16 protein-coding genes are annotated in these 16,733 nt (G+C 43.9%); 4 read left to right on the forward strand and 12 right to left on the reverse strand.

Annotated elements, in window-relative coordinates:
- Positions 1–386 precede the first annotated feature (386 nt).
- The 6 genes from AXG56_RS06325 to AXG56_RS06350 form a co-directional block, all read right to left on the reverse strand.
- Positions 387–1,136, reverse strand: coding sequence for a TerC family protein (locus AXG56_RS06325; RefSeq protein ID WP_062513635.1), 750 nt, complete (start codon positions 1,134–1,136; stop codon positions 387–389).
- Positions 1,137–1,735: 599 nt separating this feature from the next.
- Positions 1,736–3,079, reverse strand: coding sequence for a GH1 family beta-glucosidase (locus AXG56_RS06330; protein ID WP_062513637.1), 1,344 nt, complete (start codon positions 3,077–3,079; stop codon positions 1,736–1,738).
- A gap of 24 nt (positions 3,080–3,103) precedes the next feature.
- Complete coding sequence (locus tag AXG56_RS06335; protein ID WP_255358519.1) at positions 3,104–4,159, reverse strand: LacI family DNA-binding transcriptional regulator; 1,056 nt, start codon at positions 4,157–4,159, stop codon at positions 3,104–3,106.
- Between the two features lie 45 nt (positions 4,160–4,204).
- Entirely contained in the window at positions 4,205–5,038 is an 834-nt protein-coding gene (locus tag AXG56_RS06340) for a carbohydrate ABC transporter permease (protein WP_008639859.1), read from the reverse strand.
- On the reverse strand, positions 5,039–5,992 hold the full coding sequence (locus AXG56_RS06345) for a carbohydrate ABC transporter permease (RefSeq protein WP_062513640.1): 954 nt from the start codon (positions 5,990–5,992) through the stop codon (positions 5,039–5,041).
- Between the two features lie 60 nt (positions 5,993–6,052).
- Positions 6,053–7,327: an ABC transporter substrate-binding protein gene (locus tag AXG56_RS06350; protein WP_062513643.1), complete on the reverse strand. Its 1,275-nt coding sequence runs from the start codon at positions 7,325–7,327 to the stop codon at positions 6,053–6,055.
- 406 nt (positions 7,328–7,733) lie between these two features.
- On the opposite strand from AXG56_RS06350, the gene AXG56_RS19405 reads away from it, so the two are divergent.
- The gene (locus tag AXG56_RS19405) at positions 7,734–7,910 is read left to right on the forward strand and encodes a hypothetical protein (RefSeq protein ID WP_008639380.1); all 177 of its coding nucleotides are present in this window, start codon (positions 7,734–7,736) and stop codon (positions 7,908–7,910) included.
- Positions 7,911–8,153: 243 nt separating this feature from the next.
- Complete coding sequence (locus AXG56_RS06355; protein ID WP_062513645.1) at positions 8,154–10,052, forward strand: LTA synthase family protein; 1,899 nt, start codon at positions 8,154–8,156, stop codon at positions 10,050–10,052.
- Positions 10,053–10,136: 84 nt separating this feature from the next.
- Here AXG56_RS06355 and AXG56_RS06360 read toward each other — a convergent pair whose 3' ends face one another.
- A complete protein-coding gene (locus tag AXG56_RS06360; protein WP_062513648.1) occupies positions 10,137–11,153 on the reverse strand; it encodes a nitronate monooxygenase family protein in 1,017 nt (338 codons plus the stop codon).
- Positions 11,154–11,174: 21 nt separating this feature from the next.
- On the reverse strand, positions 11,175–11,591 hold the full coding sequence (locus AXG56_RS06365) for a VOC family protein (RefSeq protein ID WP_062513651.1): 417 nt from the start codon (positions 11,589–11,591) through the stop codon (positions 11,175–11,177).
- A 129-nt stretch (positions 11,592–11,720) separates the two neighbouring features.
- On the opposite strand from AXG56_RS06365, the gene AXG56_RS06370 reads away from it, so the two are divergent.
- Positions 11,721–12,146, forward strand: coding sequence for a hypothetical protein (locus AXG56_RS06370; protein WP_026577265.1), 426 nt, complete (start codon positions 11,721–11,723; stop codon positions 12,144–12,146).
- A gap of 134 nt (positions 12,147–12,280) precedes the next feature.
- Here the strand turns inward: AXG56_RS06370 and AXG56_RS06375 are convergent, their stop codons facing one another.
- The gene (locus AXG56_RS06375) at positions 12,281–13,135 is read right to left on the reverse strand and encodes an AraC family transcriptional regulator (protein WP_062513654.1); all 855 of its coding nucleotides are present in this window, start codon (positions 13,133–13,135) and stop codon (positions 12,281–12,283) included.
- 400 nt (positions 13,136–13,535) lie between these two features.
- Between AXG56_RS06375 and cyoE the strand changes: the two genes are divergently transcribed.
- Positions 13,536–14,453 (forward strand): heme o synthase, encoded by a 918-nt coding sequence (cyoE, locus tag AXG56_RS06380; protein ID WP_008639369.1) that lies wholly within the window; start codon positions 13,536–13,538, stop codon positions 14,451–14,453.
- A gap of 41 nt (positions 14,454–14,494) precedes the next feature.
- Here cyoE and AXG56_RS06385 read toward each other — a convergent pair whose 3' ends face one another.
- Genes AXG56_RS06385 through AXG56_RS06395 form a run of 3 tightly spaced genes read right to left on the reverse strand, consistent with a single transcriptional unit; the run spans position 14,495 to position 16,621 of the window.
- Positions 14,495–15,205 (reverse strand): P-II family nitrogen regulator, encoded by a 711-nt coding sequence (locus AXG56_RS06385; protein WP_035387983.1) that lies wholly within the window; start codon positions 15,203–15,205, stop codon positions 14,495–14,497.
- Positions 15,165–15,932: a DUF1538 domain-containing protein gene (locus tag AXG56_RS06390; protein ID WP_008639362.1), complete on the reverse strand. Its 768-nt coding sequence runs from the start codon at positions 15,930–15,932 to the stop codon at positions 15,165–15,167. The genes AXG56_RS06385 and AXG56_RS06390 overlap by 41 nt, the downstream gene beginning before the upstream one ends.
- Positions 15,929–16,621, reverse strand: coding sequence for a DUF1538 domain-containing protein (locus AXG56_RS06395; protein WP_008639360.1), 693 nt, complete (start codon positions 16,619–16,621; stop codon positions 15,929–15,931). The genes AXG56_RS06390 and AXG56_RS06395 overlap by 4 nt, the downstream gene beginning before the upstream one ends.
- Positions 16,622–16,733: the final 112 nt, after the last annotated feature.

Below are 16,733 nucleotides of genomic sequence, written 5' to 3' on the forward strand. Positions count from 1 at the left end.
AAATTCGTTCTGGACTGCATTACACCAGCAGAAATGGCATGTGTTTTATGGATGACCACATCGTATCATACAGGAAACTTTAATTTGGACAAAGATTTATTGTAAGATTTCCTCACAAAAATATAGCACATTTTGTAAATAACTGTTGTAATAATAGCATAGCTAACGACAGGATCTTCTCCTTTTAGTTTAGACATTTATCCTATCAGACGTGAGCTAACACCTATCCGTACTTGGATGAGTCTATTACACTCACAGGTTCATCGGGTGACTGCGGATAAGGTATCCTCCTTTTACCCTCGATAGGCAGCCCTCCAACCGAATCGATGCGAACGTATCGAAAAAAAGCAAAGACACAGCTTCACCCCTGCGTCTTTGCTAACTCTTTAACTATTTACTTCTCTTCTATTCTTCCCGGAGTAGAACCAACCGCCTATTGCCACCCCTAATAGAACCGTCCAAAAAGTGATGGTCCAGGCCGCTCCATGTGCAAAATGCTCGTCGAGAACACCAACGTTTTCATGAGAAAGTGTAATAACAGCAAGTTTCACACCAACCCATGCGACAATAAGGTAGGCTGTAGTTTCCAGAGACGGCCGCTTATCCAGCAGTTTAACAAACCAGGTAGCAGCAAATTTGATTAAGATCAATCCTGCAACACCGGCGGCAAGTACAACCAAAAATTGACCGCCGTCCATTCCTCCGATTTCCGGTAGGGGGGTATTAGGCAATGCTAATGCGAGAGCCACAGCAGCAAGAATAGAATCAATAGCAAACACTAAATCCGCTGCACCAATTTTTAAAACCGTCGGCCAGAACCCTTGTCCGGAAGACAACTCTTCCTCTTGGTCTTCTTCTTTTTTACCAATAATATTTTTCAGACCTAAGTAGATGAGGTACACAGCACCGACAGCCTGAACCTGCCAAACGTTTGCAATAAATGAAATAACAAAAAGTGCGATAAACCGGAAGATAAAGGCACCAATAATTCCATAGTTAATGGCCCGCTTTTTCTGATCATCCGGCAAGTGTTTGGCGATAACGGCAAGCACAAGGGCATTATCCGCAGACAACAAACCCTCTAAACCAATGAGGATAACCAGGGTCCAAGCATATTCTATCCATAATGAGTCCATTTTTCCCCTTCTTTCCTTATGCCCCACATAAAAAACCCTTGCATCGTTTGCAAAGGTTCAGCTTTCTGCACGTATCCGCATTCTGCATATGTCTTATGAAAATGGCAGGACTCTGTGGGAGCATGCTCCTTTGATGAATATAAGAACTATATCAACAAAGACCTGGATGGTCAATTCGAATCTTCACCATTACCCACGAGCATTATGGAGAAAATGTTATTGTCAACCGTAAATTCAAGGATGACAGCCGGGCACAAGAGATAGGACTTATCGAATGGACCTGGATGCTGGCCGCTCCCGTAATCGTATGTCGCTTGACAAAGGCGGTATCCTAACCAGGGATATAAGTCTCCTGCTCGTGATATTAAATTCTTTCACTTTTTGATCACCTCTTCTCTTTAACCATATGGTCCGTCCATTCAAATGGTTGAGCTTTTAAAAAAACCGTTTCCCGAGGTCAGGAAACGGTTTTCCTCTATTGAATCTGGAGGGTCACATCATCTATATGAATGTGATGTACTTCCGCAACGTCCCCCATCAAAAGCTTAAGGGAAGTCGTTTTCTTTTAAGACGAAATCGATTTCGTAACGGAAAAAATTTTACCGGTTAAACGAATTATTCTTAATGGTTTCTTTATACCAGTAAAAGCTGTCTTTCTTCGTTCTTTTGAATGTTTCAAAGTCTACGTGAATGATCCCGAACCGCTTATCATATCCTTCCGCCCATTCAAAATTATCCAGGAGCGACCATACAATATAACCGGCGATCGGAACTCCGGATTGAATGGAACGATCCAGTGCGGTCAAATGCTGCTTTAAGTAATCAATCCGCTCCTGATCATGAACCCTTCCATCCTTGACACCGTCATTGTAGCATGCGCCATTTTCCGTAATGTAGATAGGAACATTCCCGTAAGTTTGATGAATATCCGTCAATGCTTTATGAAAACCTTCTGCATAGATCGGCCACCCTATATCCGTTCTTCTTTCATCAAGAGGAACCTCCTCTACTTGGAACATCCCGCCATCTTCATGGTAACGACCGAGACTCCCTGTGTAAAAATTGATTCCCATAAGATCGATAGGCTGGGCAATGGTATCCATATCCCCTTCCATCAACCGGAGCTGTGCCCCGTGTCCAGCGAAAAGTTGGACTAACTCTTCTGGATATGATCCTTTGAATACAGGATCCATGAACCATTCCTTCTGCCACATCATCCCGAGCTTACAGGCATGAACATCCTCCTGTTTCCTAGTATATGGTTCAAGCCAGCCGATATTGGGAGCGTAGCCGATTTCCCCGTCCGGAACCTCTTCCCGGAATGATTTTACCGCTTTCCCATGTGCAAGAAGCAAATGGTGAGAGACATCCACCGCCGCCTGCAGATCTTTTTTCCCGGGGGCATGCACACCCAAGAAGTTAGAAAGAAAGGATGCACACCAAGGTTCGTTGATTGTTAACCACTTCTTCACGCGGTTTCCGAATAATTGGAACATGCATGTCGCATATGTATCGAACGCATCAACGGTAGATCTGCTTTCCCATCCGCCGTTTTCCTGAAGATATTGAGGAAGATCCCAGTGATATAGGGTGACCATCGGCTCTATACCTTCTGCAATAAGTGCGTCAACAAGGGAAGCGTAATAGTCGACCCCTTCTTTATTTGGGATTCCTGTTCGGTCTGGAAATATCCGCGACCATGAAATGGAGAAACGGTAAAGATCGACGCCTAGTTCTTTTAAATGTCGGACATCCTCCCTGTATAAATGGTAGCTGTTACATGCACGGTCACCGGTGTCCCCGTTTTTTACGTTGCCTGGCGTATGGGAAAACACATCCCATATAGAAGGGGTACGGCCTCCTTCTTCCACCGCACCCTCGATTTGATAAGATGCCGTGGCGGCACCCCATTTTAAGCTTTCAGGAAACTTTATAGTTGTCATGCTATCCCCTCCATAAATAATGACTCAACGTTCGATTGTCGTTGCCCGCGGTACCAGTTCAGGGTCTACTTTTACTGCCTGAATGGCATGATCTGATTTCATTAAATCTTCCAGCATATATGCAGAAAGTTTTCCAAGTTTCTGTTTATCCTGCTTTACAGTGGTAAGCGGCGGATCACTATACCGGCAAGCCTCGATATCATCGCAGCCGACCAGCTGTATATCATGAGGTACGGAGAGTCCGTGTTCTTTTATGGCTTTTAAAGCACCAAGAGCCATCATATCAGAAGCGGCGAATACGGCTTCCGGAAGCCTTCCTCCATTCAGAATCTTCTTCATCGCGTCATACCCGCTGTCTTCAAAGAAGTCCCCATAATGGATCCAGTCCTTCTCTACGTTCAGACCAAATTGGTTCATAGCGTCCACGAATCCGATATTACGGATACTGGATACTAAAGAGTCTTGTTTCCCTCCGATGTAAGCAATATTCCGAACCTGATTTAAATACAGATATTCGACTACATTAAAGCCGATTTTTGCATTATCTGTCATGATGTAACTGGAACGGGGGCCTTCCAATTTTAAATCGATTCCGATACAGGGGATGTCGCTTGCTGCGATCTCGTGGACCGCATCTTCAATCTCATCTCCAGCAATAATCAAACAACCATCGACATGGAAGTGTTTGCATCTTTCCAAATACTTGCTCTCCCCTTCATAAATCTTTTCATTTGAGAAGAGCAGTAAATCATACCCAAGGGCGCCTACCGTTTTCTTAAAAGAGTTGACGACCTCGTTAAAGAAAGGGTGCTTGAAATCTACGTTGATTTTCCCCGCATAGATCAGACCGATCAAGTTGGATTTCTTTGTAGCCAGTGATTTGGCTGAAAAAGTGGGCTGATATTTCGTATCTTCGATGATTTTAAAGACTTTCTGCCTTGTTGAATCACTGATGCCACCGTAATTATTAATAATTTTTGATACAGTAGCCGGTGATACACCGGCCATCTTCGCGATATCCCTGATCGTTAAATCCATGGTTTTGTATTCTCTCCTTAGACACTTTCCTGTAAAAACTATGTTTCTATTGTATCAACAATTGGAATATTTAACATAATGGATCGATTACTTTACCGATCCTTCCGTGATACTGGATATAAACCATTTATTAAAGATAAGGAAGATGATGATCAACGGAACGGTCGCCCAGAATACGCCTGACAATAACATACCGAAATCCACCCGGAATGCATTGTTCAAGGATGCCAGAGCGACTTGCAGCGTGTAAGAAGACGGGTCTCTTAAGACGGTGAACTGCCACAAAAACTCTCCCCACACAAGAGTGAATACGATTATTCCAAGTGTAGCAAACGCCGGTTTAATAATCGGAAGGACGATACTTCGATAAATACGGAAGTTTGAGCAGCCGTCCAGTTTCGCAGCCTCCATAATTTCATCCGGAACCGATTCACTGATATATTGGCGCATAAGGAAAATGCCAAGCGGATTTAACAGAAACAATACACCTGCACCGAACAATGTATCTAACCACCCAAGCTGCGACACAAGGTAATATTGAGGGATCAATCCCAGTTGGGGAGGGATGACCATCGTCAGCAGGATACAGATAAAGAAAAAGTTCTTGCCCGGGAAGTTGAATTTAGCAAACGCGAAGCCTGCTAAAGAACTGATTATCAAGACAGCAAGCGTAACAGTCGTACATAAAAGGATCGTATTCCACATCGCTTGAAAGAATGGAATGGTATCCAACACTTTGGTAAAGTTTTCGACCAGTTGATCCCCTGGTAACAGTGTCGGAGGGATCGAGTTATAGGCAGCACTCGGTCTCGTTGCCATAACAAACATCCAATAGAATGGAAAGAGAGACAGCAAGGATGCCAAGCTCAGTAATATATATATCGGGACTCTTCCGCCTTTCCCTTCTGCCGGTTTTCTCATTTAAGACACCTTCCTTTTCTTCTCACGATTGAATCCTGAGGTTAACCACGTATTGATGGCTGCTGCTGCAATGATGATGATCAGTAAAAGGACAGCCGTAGCCGATGCTGTACCGAAAGAACCCAGATTAAAAGCATCCCTGTATAAGTACATGACCACTGTCATCGCTTCATCACGACTAAAGGCAGAAGATCCGAGGAATACTGTCGGTTCTGCAAAAAGCTGCAGGGCACCAACCGTAGACATAAAGACGGTTAACAGAATGAACGGTTTCAGCAATGGAATCGTAATATGGAAGAATTGCTGCACCTTCCCTGCACCATCAATGGTGGCAGCCTCATACAGATCCTTTGGAATACTTTGTAGACCTGCCAGGTAAATAATGGTGTTATATCCTACCCATCGCCAGAAAACCATCAGAGCGATTGCGATCTTCGCCCCCCATTCCGATGTTTTCCAACTTACAGGATCGATACCGAAAAGACCGATAAAGTAATTGGCAAGAGCTGTTTCGCTGCTGCTGAAAAACACACCGAATACGAGCGCAACCGCAACCATAGAAGTGATATACGGCATAAAGATCGTCACCCGGAAGAAGTTAGTGAACCGGATGACGGCAAGGTTCAGGAAGTAAGCTAGAATGATACCGACAATCAGCTGTGGCGCAGTGCCCATCAATCCAATAATTACTGTATTATAGAGTGACTTCCAAAACAGCGGATCCTGTAGAACAATTATAAAATTGCTCATTCCTACAAACTCCATTTCACCCAGACCATTCCACTTTTGAAAAGCAAGAACGATGCTGAAACCTGCAGGATACAAACCTATAATGCCAAATATGATAAAAAAGGGAGCGATATAGAGATACCCGGAAAGCATATCTTTCTTCTTCTCGGACATGTGACTCGTCTTCGCTCGGGAGACTCTCTGTTGCTTCTCCACACTCTCCATCCAATTTCCTCCTTCGTTATGTAAGGCAGGCTGAACAAGTGCTGTCCAGCCCGGCCTCCTTCATCGTTTCAAAAGATCATTAATCCGTTTCACGGCTGCATCCCATTCTTTCTCCGGATCAGCACCTTCCTGGACATTCTTCAGGGCTGTAAGCACTTCGTTGTTTACGGTCACATATTTAGGGCCTTTGTAAACTTCTGGAATTTCCTGTGCTGCTTCAGCGAAGTAAGCGGCTGTATTTTGCCCTCCAAAATATTCGTCCTCATTATTGGTGAACGCTTCCATTTCATACGTATCCGGTGTGGATGGGAATAAACCGCTCTCCGTAAAGGATTTCATTTGATTTTCTGGTGATAACAACCATTGAGCGAAGTCGTAAGCTTCCTCCTTATAATCTGTTTCAGCCGGCATCGCTACGTAGGATCCGCCCCAGTTACCTGCAAACTGTGTAGGCATAGTCGTCACGCGCCAATCCCCTTCCGCATCGGGTGCATTTTCTGTCATGTATCCTTTCAACCATGCAGGAGCCAATTCTGCTGCAAAACTCCCCTCATTTAAGGCGTTCGCCCACTCAGGTGTCCACATATCAAAATTAGAGACAACCCCCATATCATTTAACTCCACTGCATAATCATAAGCCGCTTTGACACCGTTATCGGATTCTTCAATAAGAAGTTCGCCATCCCTGTTGAAGTAGCTGACCTCGAGAGCGTCCATGTTGGCACGGAATGCCATTTCCATACTATCGACCATCGGTTTATTGGTCTCTTTCCATACGGTCTCTGCTGCTTCTTTGAATTTTTCGGGAGAATCGATCATGGCAGTCACTTCATCCGGATCCGTAGGCAGACCTGCTTCTTCAAAAATCCCGGTATGATAATACATGGCTTTCGGGCCGATATCCGTAGGCAGTCCAAACAAAAAATCTCCGTCGCCGTTCTCTGCCATCTTCCATTTCCAATCTAAGTATTTGCCTTTCAGATCTTCTGCGCCTAAATCATAAAAATTGACGAATCGATCCTGCGCTTCCCTATAACGGTCCAGCTGATCGATTTCAATCATTGTCAGATCCGGTGCGCCGGTTCCAGCGGATATAGCTGTAAATAAGCTATTATGATGGTCTTCTAACTCAGAGTTTTTTATGTTGATTTTCACGTCAGGGTTCTCTTTTTCATATTCTTTTGCAAGATCTTCATAATTGGTTGCACCAAAAACCCAGAAATCAAGGGTTACTTTACCTTCTCCCGAAGCAGAATCATCTCCTCCACTGCACGCATAAAGAAAAGTAGTCAACAATAATAACATTGCAATCATCCAACTCTTTTTCAACTTCATTCCTCCTCTGAAATGCCATTAACGAAACCGGTTTCGTTAATGGCCAAAAAAAATCGATTGATCACTCGTGATATTTTGATTATATCTAGTAATGTATCCGTTTTCAATATAAATTTCAGAATTTTACTTATATTTTATTAACATATAAGGAAATCGGTTTCCTAAACAATGTTTAACCTTCTCCTTGTCTGCATACAAGACAAGATGATCCTTCCTTTTCCTTGCCGGCATCTTTTTTGCAGAAGAAAAAATGTATCACTATTAATGTTTTCGTTTAACCCCCCATTTACTACCATGACAAGACTGATAGTACTAAAGAATGAATTTAATATACAAAGAAGTAATTTCCTTTAACTTAGGGAATAGAATAAGTGAAACCTAAATCAATCAAGGGAGGAATCGCCACATGATATGGATGCTTTTGCTGATTCCGTTGGTATGCCTGATTGGAATTGCTTTATATTTTGATAAATCAAAGAAGAACAAAACAGGTGTGGATAACGAAAAGACGTATGAGGAAATCTATGAAAATAAAGGTGCCGCTACTAAGTCCGCAGATCCAAAATATACAAAGAACTTCTAAATTGATATAGGAAAGCCTTTCAGAATTTAGATTCCCACTTAAAAATGGTGTGAATTCTATAAGGGTTTAAATGGCTTCACCATTTACAGTACACTGCAGGGATGGTCCCGAGGACCTCCCCTTTTTTTTGTGAAAAACCGCACCATACCTCCCCGCCTATGTTTGTAAAGTACAACTATTTACTTTATGATGGAAATCTGATAGATTTGATTATTATTGTTAAACACCATTACCAGGAGGTTCATGATTTACATGAAAACTACCAATCCATTAAACAAAGGCTGGGTTTTCTTCTGGACCGCAGTAATATTACTGTGGGCAAAAACCTATTACGCCCTACAAACAGCATTTACGTTAGATATTGAAAACGGCGCACAACAATTCATTCTGATCCTTACACCAATCAGTTCTATCTTATTCTTTTTCAGTTTTGCATTCTTCTTCTCACCAAAGAGAAGAAATAAAGCATTTATGACCATTTACTTCTTAATGTCATTCATTCTTTATGCAAACGTCGTGTATTATCGTTTCTTTAACGATTACATCACCCTTCCTGTGTTGATGCAGTACAAGAACTTCGGGGATCTAGGAGGCAGTGCTCAATCATTGATGCACGTTTCTGATGTACTGTACTGGGTTGATTTCGTTCTTCTAATCGCATGGTTGGTAGCGAAAAAGACTAATCCTACGATGCACTTTAAGAAAAGAACCGTCGCTATGCTTTTTGCTTCATCCATAGGCTTTGCGGCAGTAAACCTGTCTATGGCTGAGGTTCAAAGGCCAGAACTGCTCGTACGTACGTTTGATCGCGCCAAACTCGTCAAACTGCTAGGAATCTACAATTATCACATCTATGATTCTGTGATGACAGCTAAAACATCGTCCCACCGAGTTCTTGCAGACAGCAATGAACTTGTTGACGTCTTGAACTACGTCAATTCCCAGCAAGGGAAAATGGGAGCGCACGGAGAGTTCTTCGGAAAAGCGGAAGGAAAGAACATTGTACTCGTTTCGCTTGAGTCCACGCAGAACTTTGTTATCGACAGAGAATTAAATGGACAGGAAATTACTCCTTTCCTTAATGATCTCAAAGATGACAGCTTCTATTTCAGCAATTTTTATCACAATACCGGACAAGGGAAAACCTCAGATGCAGAATTCATCATTGATAATTCCCTGTATGGACTGCCGCGAGGCGCTGTCTATACAACGAATGCAAACAACGAATACAATGCTACTCCGGAAATTGTAAAAGAGCACGGGTATACACCTGTGAGTTTCCACGGAAACCACGCAAGTTTCTGGAACCGTGATGTCATGTATCAAAACCTCGGATACGACGAATTCTACTCGAAGAAATATTATGATGTAACAGATGAGAACTCCGTCAACTATGGTTTGAAGGATATTCCATTCTTTGAACAATCCATGCCTTTACTCAAAGAGCTGGATAAACCGTATTACGCAAAATTCATAACGATGACGAACCACTATCCATACATTATGAACAGCGAAGACATGAAGATGATTGATCCGGCCGATACCGGAGACGGTTCTGTTGACCGCTACTTCCAAACGGTTCGATACGAAGACGAATCTATCAAACGGTTCTTCGAATTGATGAAGGAGCAGGGAGAATACGAAGACAGTATCTTTATCCTTTACGGCGACCACTACGGAATATCCGAAAACCATAACCGTGCTATGAGTGAAATCCTTGATAAGGAAATTACTCCGTTTGAACATACACAGCTTCAGAAAGTTCCTTTGATCATCCATATTCCTGGAATGGAAGGAAAAGAAATGGATACGGTTGGAGGAGAAATCGATTTAAAACCTACGATTCTCAGCCTTCTCGGCATAGAGGAAGAAAATGATGTTCAATTCGGTACCGATTTGTTCAAAGAAGATCGGGAAAGTAAGACAATCTTCCGTGATGGAAGTGTCGTTACAGACGACTATGTCTATGCTGCCGAAGGAGACCACTGTTACGACAAATCGACAGGGGAAGAAATCGACGGGGAAGCATGTACACCGTTGAAAAAAGACGCTCAAACGGAGTTGAATTACTCTGATAAAGTTGTTTATGGAGACTTGCTGCGTTTCTTAGATGAAAAACAAAATCAGAATACAGAGAAATAACCAAAAAAACTCGGCTGCGATGCAGCCGAGTTTTTTAATTACCCCAATTGTGAGTGCCTTCTCGCTTTTTGCAGTAAATCATAATCATTCCATGGCGGACTTGATAACCTCAGCAGCAGAACGATTATCACTTAATCGAGGGCTTTGTCCGGACCACAAAGACATGTACCTCGTATCCCCATTTTGAGCGGCTGCCGATCGAATCGGTTTCGTCAGGGAGTTCTGAAGCGGATACGGGAGGTGTGGCTTCCCTTCCATACGGCGTATAAACGCGTTCTCTATCCCCCTTGCCGGCTTTCCACTGAAACTTGCCGTAACTGCCGTTTCCGTCTCTCTTGCTCCCAAAATGGCTTCCTTGTGGCGTGGATGTGCTCCACTCTCTTTGCACGTTACAAAAGCAGTCCCCATTTGTACTCCAGATGCTCCCAGGGCCATTGCAGCACGGACTCCCCTACTGTCCATAATTCCTCCTGCAGCAATGACAGGGATTGTTACTTGATCGAAGATTTGCGGTACGAGAGAAATCGTACCGATCATGCCTCCTCTTTCTGATCCAAGAAAGGTTCCTCTATGGCCTCCTGCTTCACTCCCTTGAGCAACGACCATATCCATTCCGCTTCTCTCATTCAAGACTGCTTCCTCCACATTCGTGGCAGTTCCAATTAATTGAATTCCCTCCTGTTTCAGTCTTTCCATTGTTTTACGATGAGGGATACCGAACGTGAAACTTACAATTGGTACGTTTTCTTCGATTAGGATACATACCTGCCTGTCGAAATGGTCCATGTCTGCTTCTGGAATCGGACTCACCTCCACCCCCAGTTCACGTCGATATGGTTCCAGCCATCGTTCTGCCTCCTCCATCTCCGCCTTGCTGTATGTTGGGTATTCCGGCACAAACAGGTTTACGGCAAAGGGACGATTTGTCAGCTGTTTAATCCGCTGAACAGATGTTTTCAAAGCGTCCCCGGTCATATAACCTGCCCCCAGACTTCCAAGCGCTCCGGTGTTGGAAACTGCAGCGACCAGCTCCGGTGTTGTCACCCCTCCGGCCATTCCTGCTTGTATAATCGGGTAGGTCAAACCTAATATCTCCTTCATATAATAACTCCTCTCTATGATTTAACATTGACATATCATCAGCATATTACCGTCCGGATCCTGAAAACTAAAGTAATGGCCATGTTCAATGGAACCGACCCATCCTGCTTCCATTTCCTGTACTTGAAGGTAAGCCTCATGGATGTCATTTGTATTCAAATGAAAGACCGGATTTATATATATCGATTCCTGATTGTATCGTTTGCTGTCCAATACAATATTTACACCTGATAAAGGTAAGATATACAAATGGTTGTGAGGAAATTCTTCTTTATACGGAACAGCCAACAGCCTGGAATACCACATGGCTCCCTGTCTGATATCCTGCACGGGAATGAAGACCGTTCCGATTTCCGGAAGAATCGCACCGTCTTTTTTTATATCTGTAGTACTTTTCTTGTCCCCTTTGGATAGCTCTTCTGATGCATGACCTGCCATTCAAACCACTCCATTCCTATGTAATGAGGTGCTTTTCGAAACTTCAAGCATATCTTCCTGTTGAAATGAATTGATTCCAAAGCTCGACACCCCTATAATTAGGAAAAGAAAGGATTGTGAGGAATCAACATGCTTTACATACGAAACATCGAAACAATCATTGAGGAAATCTATCAAGAAAACCAGTTGGATTTACAATACGAAGTCAACAGCACCCTGCCATCACCGATGAGCTTCAATGTATCCACCAATACGCTTGCTTTCAATTACCTTCAAGTCAATGGATACATGAGCAAAGTAAAAATTCAGGAGTCAGAGGAAGACTTCGTCCGAATCATGATTTACCGTGAACTTGGCTATTATATTACGTTTAAAAAGCATCGGCCGGATATGCGCACCCTTCTATACGGCGGGGACGCGGAAGTCGCGGAGCTTAAAGCAGAAATAGAAACGAATGCATGGGATTACGGACGTGAACTCGTTCCTGACCGTCTGAAACAATCGTATGATATCGTACGAGAAAGGGACGGCATGCTGCTAAATGGCCGTTTATAATCGAGAAATTACCCCTTGACTGTTTTTTCTTTTCCCCTTCCTTACATTCGTGTTCGTTAAGGAAAAACCTCCATGTCTGGACCAAAATTTCCTATAAATAAAGAAAGGATCACCGCCGAGGGGTGATCCTTTCTTTATTTTACTGGAATCCAGATTTCTGAGTAATACGAGTCACTGGAAGGATCTCCGTCCGGATAGACTTCCATTTCCGGTCCATTTCCTTGTGTAAATCCGCTGGAAGGAAACCATTCCGAGTAAATTTGTTTCCAAACCTTCTGTATGGCACCCGGCATGGAGCCATGCACTTCAAAAACCGCCCATTTCGATGCCGGTATTTCCAACATATCATACGATCCATCAGGTTGTTTCCCTTGATAGGAAGCCCCGATCCAATAGTCGATGGATTCGCCATTCCCAATGGTACAACAAACCCCGATAAGCCCTTCCATTACTCCATCATTCCAATCATCCAGATCATCTAATACACCATCCTCATTAAACTGCCGCCACATCTGTGGAATTATTTTCAAGTTCTCTCCTTCTTTGCAGGAGATCCGTTCTTTCCTTCCCATGATTCTGATTGCTTCTTTTTCCATGATTTGATACTTCATCGGCTCTACTCCTTTCAAGGAAACTTGAATAACCAGGCGGTTATAGAATACTAAGGATCCATTATAGTTTCGCGCATCCCGTGGTGACATGCCATGCTGTTTACGAAAAGCTTTCGAGAAAGATTCCGGAGAGTCATATCCGTACTTATAGGCGAGATCAAGGACTTTCCTTCTGCCTGCCATCAGCTCTCCCGCAGCAAGCGTCATTCTTCTCCTTCTGCAGTAGTCCATGACAGACGTATCTGTCAAGATCCGGAATAGGTGCTGGAAATGATAAACAGACATGTGGGCTTCTTTCGCAATATCCTCTATACGCAGTCCTTCCAATAGATGTTTCTCCATATAATCAACAGCACGCTGCATGGAATCGATCCACATCCGAACTTCCTCCTCTCTTAAAAAAATCATATCAGTTATTCCTTCGCCCTTCCTGTCTGTTTGTGCTTTTTCAGGACAGATAAGACGTTTACACTCCCAAAAAAATCCATAATGGATAAATGTCAAAAACTTGTCGTTTCTTATGGTTGCTTGTCAGGAATGCTTTCCGTAAAATAGTTGAGTGGGAGACCATTACCGAATGTATGTATCATACAAGCACAGGCAAGGCTGGTAGAAGACCCTTTGTCAGCCGCAATACCTGTTTTAAACTTTACCAGCATGCGACGTGGTCCGCCTGTACGTAACCTTGACATTAATTAAAACTGGATTTAACATACCGTAGAGTGTCATTTATTATCAAGGTCGGATCGATAATCTAGTAACAGGAAAGAGGAGAATCATGGAAAGGGAAGATATTCGGACAACAGAGAAACAGCCTCTTACAGACATTTTAGCGAAGACTGTAAAAACAGGCATTATCAAGTCTAACCTTGTCCCGATGTTCGCCGGGCTTACATTAGCATTATACACGTATGAATACGGATTGTTGGAAAAGCTGCCGGAGATAATTTTTGCCTTGATCGGATCGATCATGGTGATGGGTGCTGCCGGAGCGTTCAACAACTGGTATGACCGGGACATTGATGCCATTATGGAAAGAACGAAGACAAGGCCGACTGTAACCGGACAAATTAAACCGCGCCAGGTGCTCTGGCTTGCCAGTCTGATGGCCGTTTTAGGAGTCATCATTTTATCGCTTGCTACTCCGCTCGCAGGATTTCTCGGTTTCCTCGGGTTGTTTTTTTATGTCGTGCCATACACTATGTGGACGAAGCGAAGAACCATTTACAATACGGAAGTTGGAAGTTTGTCAGGAGCAACACCGCCTTTAATTGGTTGGGCGGCCATTTATCCGGACATTACACACCCGGCAATTTTAGGACTTTTCGTCATCGCACTTATTTGGCAGATGCCGCACTTTTACTCTATAGCCATTAGAAAACAGGAAGAATACACGGCTGCCAAGATACCCATGCTGCCAGTGGTGAAAGGTGCACGCCGTACTTATATTCAGACGAATATCTATTTAGTTATACTGATCGGCACAAGCTTTCTTTTAGGAACGCTCAGCCTCGGCCTTCTCCTCGTGTCTCTGCTGCTTGGTATAGGCTGGTTGGTGCTCAGCCTATACGGATACAGGAAGATGGATTCGGAGAAATGGGCAAAATATATGTTCATCTATTCCCTCATCCACATGACTGTATTGTTCACTACCGTCATCATCTACTCCCTTATGGGTGTGTTGTTCGGCTTATAATGTCAAAAGCAGTATAAAACACCGCCTTAACGGCGGTGTTTTTATTTATCACTTTTCCCAACGGGCAGATGATTGATGCCGGCCGTGTGCTCCACATCCATGACAAAGGCTATCCCCCGCCCCGGCTGATTCAGTTTAGCTCCCAATTCGATTGATTTCAGAACGGCATCTGTTTTTTCTTTTTCAATCAATGTCAATATGACTTCCTTTTCCGGCTCAATCAACATATTAAACAATCGTGCCTTTTCATGAATGCCTGTTCCACGTCCGGAAAGGATCGTTCCTCCTTCGGCACCTGCCTCCTTTGAAGCTTCCACCACTTTTTCTGCATCTCCCTTGTTCACTATTGTTACGATAAGATCGTAAGCAAGCGTCTTTTTCACCATTGGCTGAGCCACTTCCTTCCCTCCATCTTCCTCCTCAAGGCCTAGACCGACCATATGATTGATTCCGCTTATTCTCTTCGCATCAATAACCATCCCTATTCCGCTTCTCGGTTTTTGTAATTGGGCCGTTCTCTCAATGGCGTTCATGACCTTCGGGTAAATGGAATCGGATACGAGTGTCAATATAATCTCCCGTTCTCTTTCTACAGGAATACCAAGGAAGCGTTTTTTCTCGTCCGTCCGAAATCCCTTGCCAAAGAAAGTTGTACCGCCCTGCGCCCCCGCGAGAGTAGATGCATGAACAACTTTTTTCGCCTTTTCCTTTTTAACTATCGTAATAATGAGCTTCTGACCGTCCTTCATCATCCTGATGCTGCTCCTTCCGTTTGTAAATCATCCCTAACACCAAGACAGACAGGATGGGTGCCAGAGCGACGAGAGCAACCATTCCGAATCCATCAACTAAGGGGTCTCTTCCTTCCATCACGGTAGCAATACCAACAAATAAAGCAAGGACAAATGTCGCCGTCATAGGTCCTGTGGCTACACCCCCGGAGTCAAAGGCGATGGATGTAAACGTTTTCGAAGAATATTTTACTATAATCAGCGCTAAAATATAGCCCGGCACAACAAAAATCCAGATGGGTATGCCGAGAATGATCCGGATCATGGAAAGCGCAATGGAAATACCCACCCCGAACGACAAGGTGTATAAGAGAATTTTTTGTGGTATGTATCCGCCCGACGCCTTTTCTACTTGATGGGTCAGGACGCTTACCGCCGGCTCTGCATAAATCGCTACGAAGCCGATAACGAAGCCGATCGGGATAAGCATCCAACGATGGTGGATCGTGGCAAGCTTTTCTCCCATCATCGTACCTGCAGGCATAAACCCAATGTGGACCCCTTGCAGAAAGAAGGAAAGCCCAAGGAAGGTGAGAAGAAATCCGACAGCGATGTCTTTCATTTTGCTCCAGGATAGCTTGAGGAGAAAGAGTTGAAATAAAACGAAAAGGACTAATAACGGAATTAGAGCCACGGCCACGTCCACTAATACGGTTCCGAATCCGTGAAAAACGTCGGCAATCATCATCCATAAATCACCCCAAGCAGCAACACAGAAAGAATCGGCCCTATGGAGGCAAGGGCAACCAGTCCGAAACCGTCCGTTGCCGAGGTGCGTCCTCTCATGACCGTAGCAACCCCCACTCCAAGAGAAAGAATAAACGGTACAGTCAGTGGTCCCGTCGTCACCCCTCCGGAATCAAACGAAATCGGAATGAAAGAAGGAGGAGTGAATAATGCCAGCAGAAACACAAGCCCGTACCCCGGGGCTAACAGGTATGTAATTGGTACATGGAAAATGATGCGAAGCATAGAGAGGCCAACAAACAGGGCCACACCAAGAGCTACGGCTACTATGAGGATATTCCTCGGAATGTCACCTCCGGATACTTGATCGACCTGTGTAGCGAGAACGCGGACATCCGGCTCCGCCACGGTCACAACTAAACCGAGGATGAAGCCAAAGCCTACGATTACCCCTACCTTCTTTGTTTTCGACAAAGCAGAACCGATCCACTCACCAACAGGCAACAGTCCGATCTGCACACCAAGCAGAAAAAGGATAAGACCAATGCCTACAAAGACGACACCAGCGAGGAATTGAAAGAAAACTTCCATAGGAAGCCAGATGAGGGAAAACTGGAGAATGGTTACAACCAAGGTTATGGGAAGAATCGACAGAGTCACTTCCATCACGGTCTCTTTAATATTGTCCATCGCAAACCTCCTTAATTCCGAATATTCAGTAAATTAACGGCGTACGTTTGATAAGAATTTATCTTATTATATCATGAAAAGAATGGAAACATGACCGGATATACTAAATACC

Origin of the sequence: Halobacillus sp. KGW1, assembly GCF_001592845.1 — a bacterium.
Lineage (GTDB): Bacteria > Bacillota > Bacilli > Bacillales > Halobacillaceae > Halobacillus.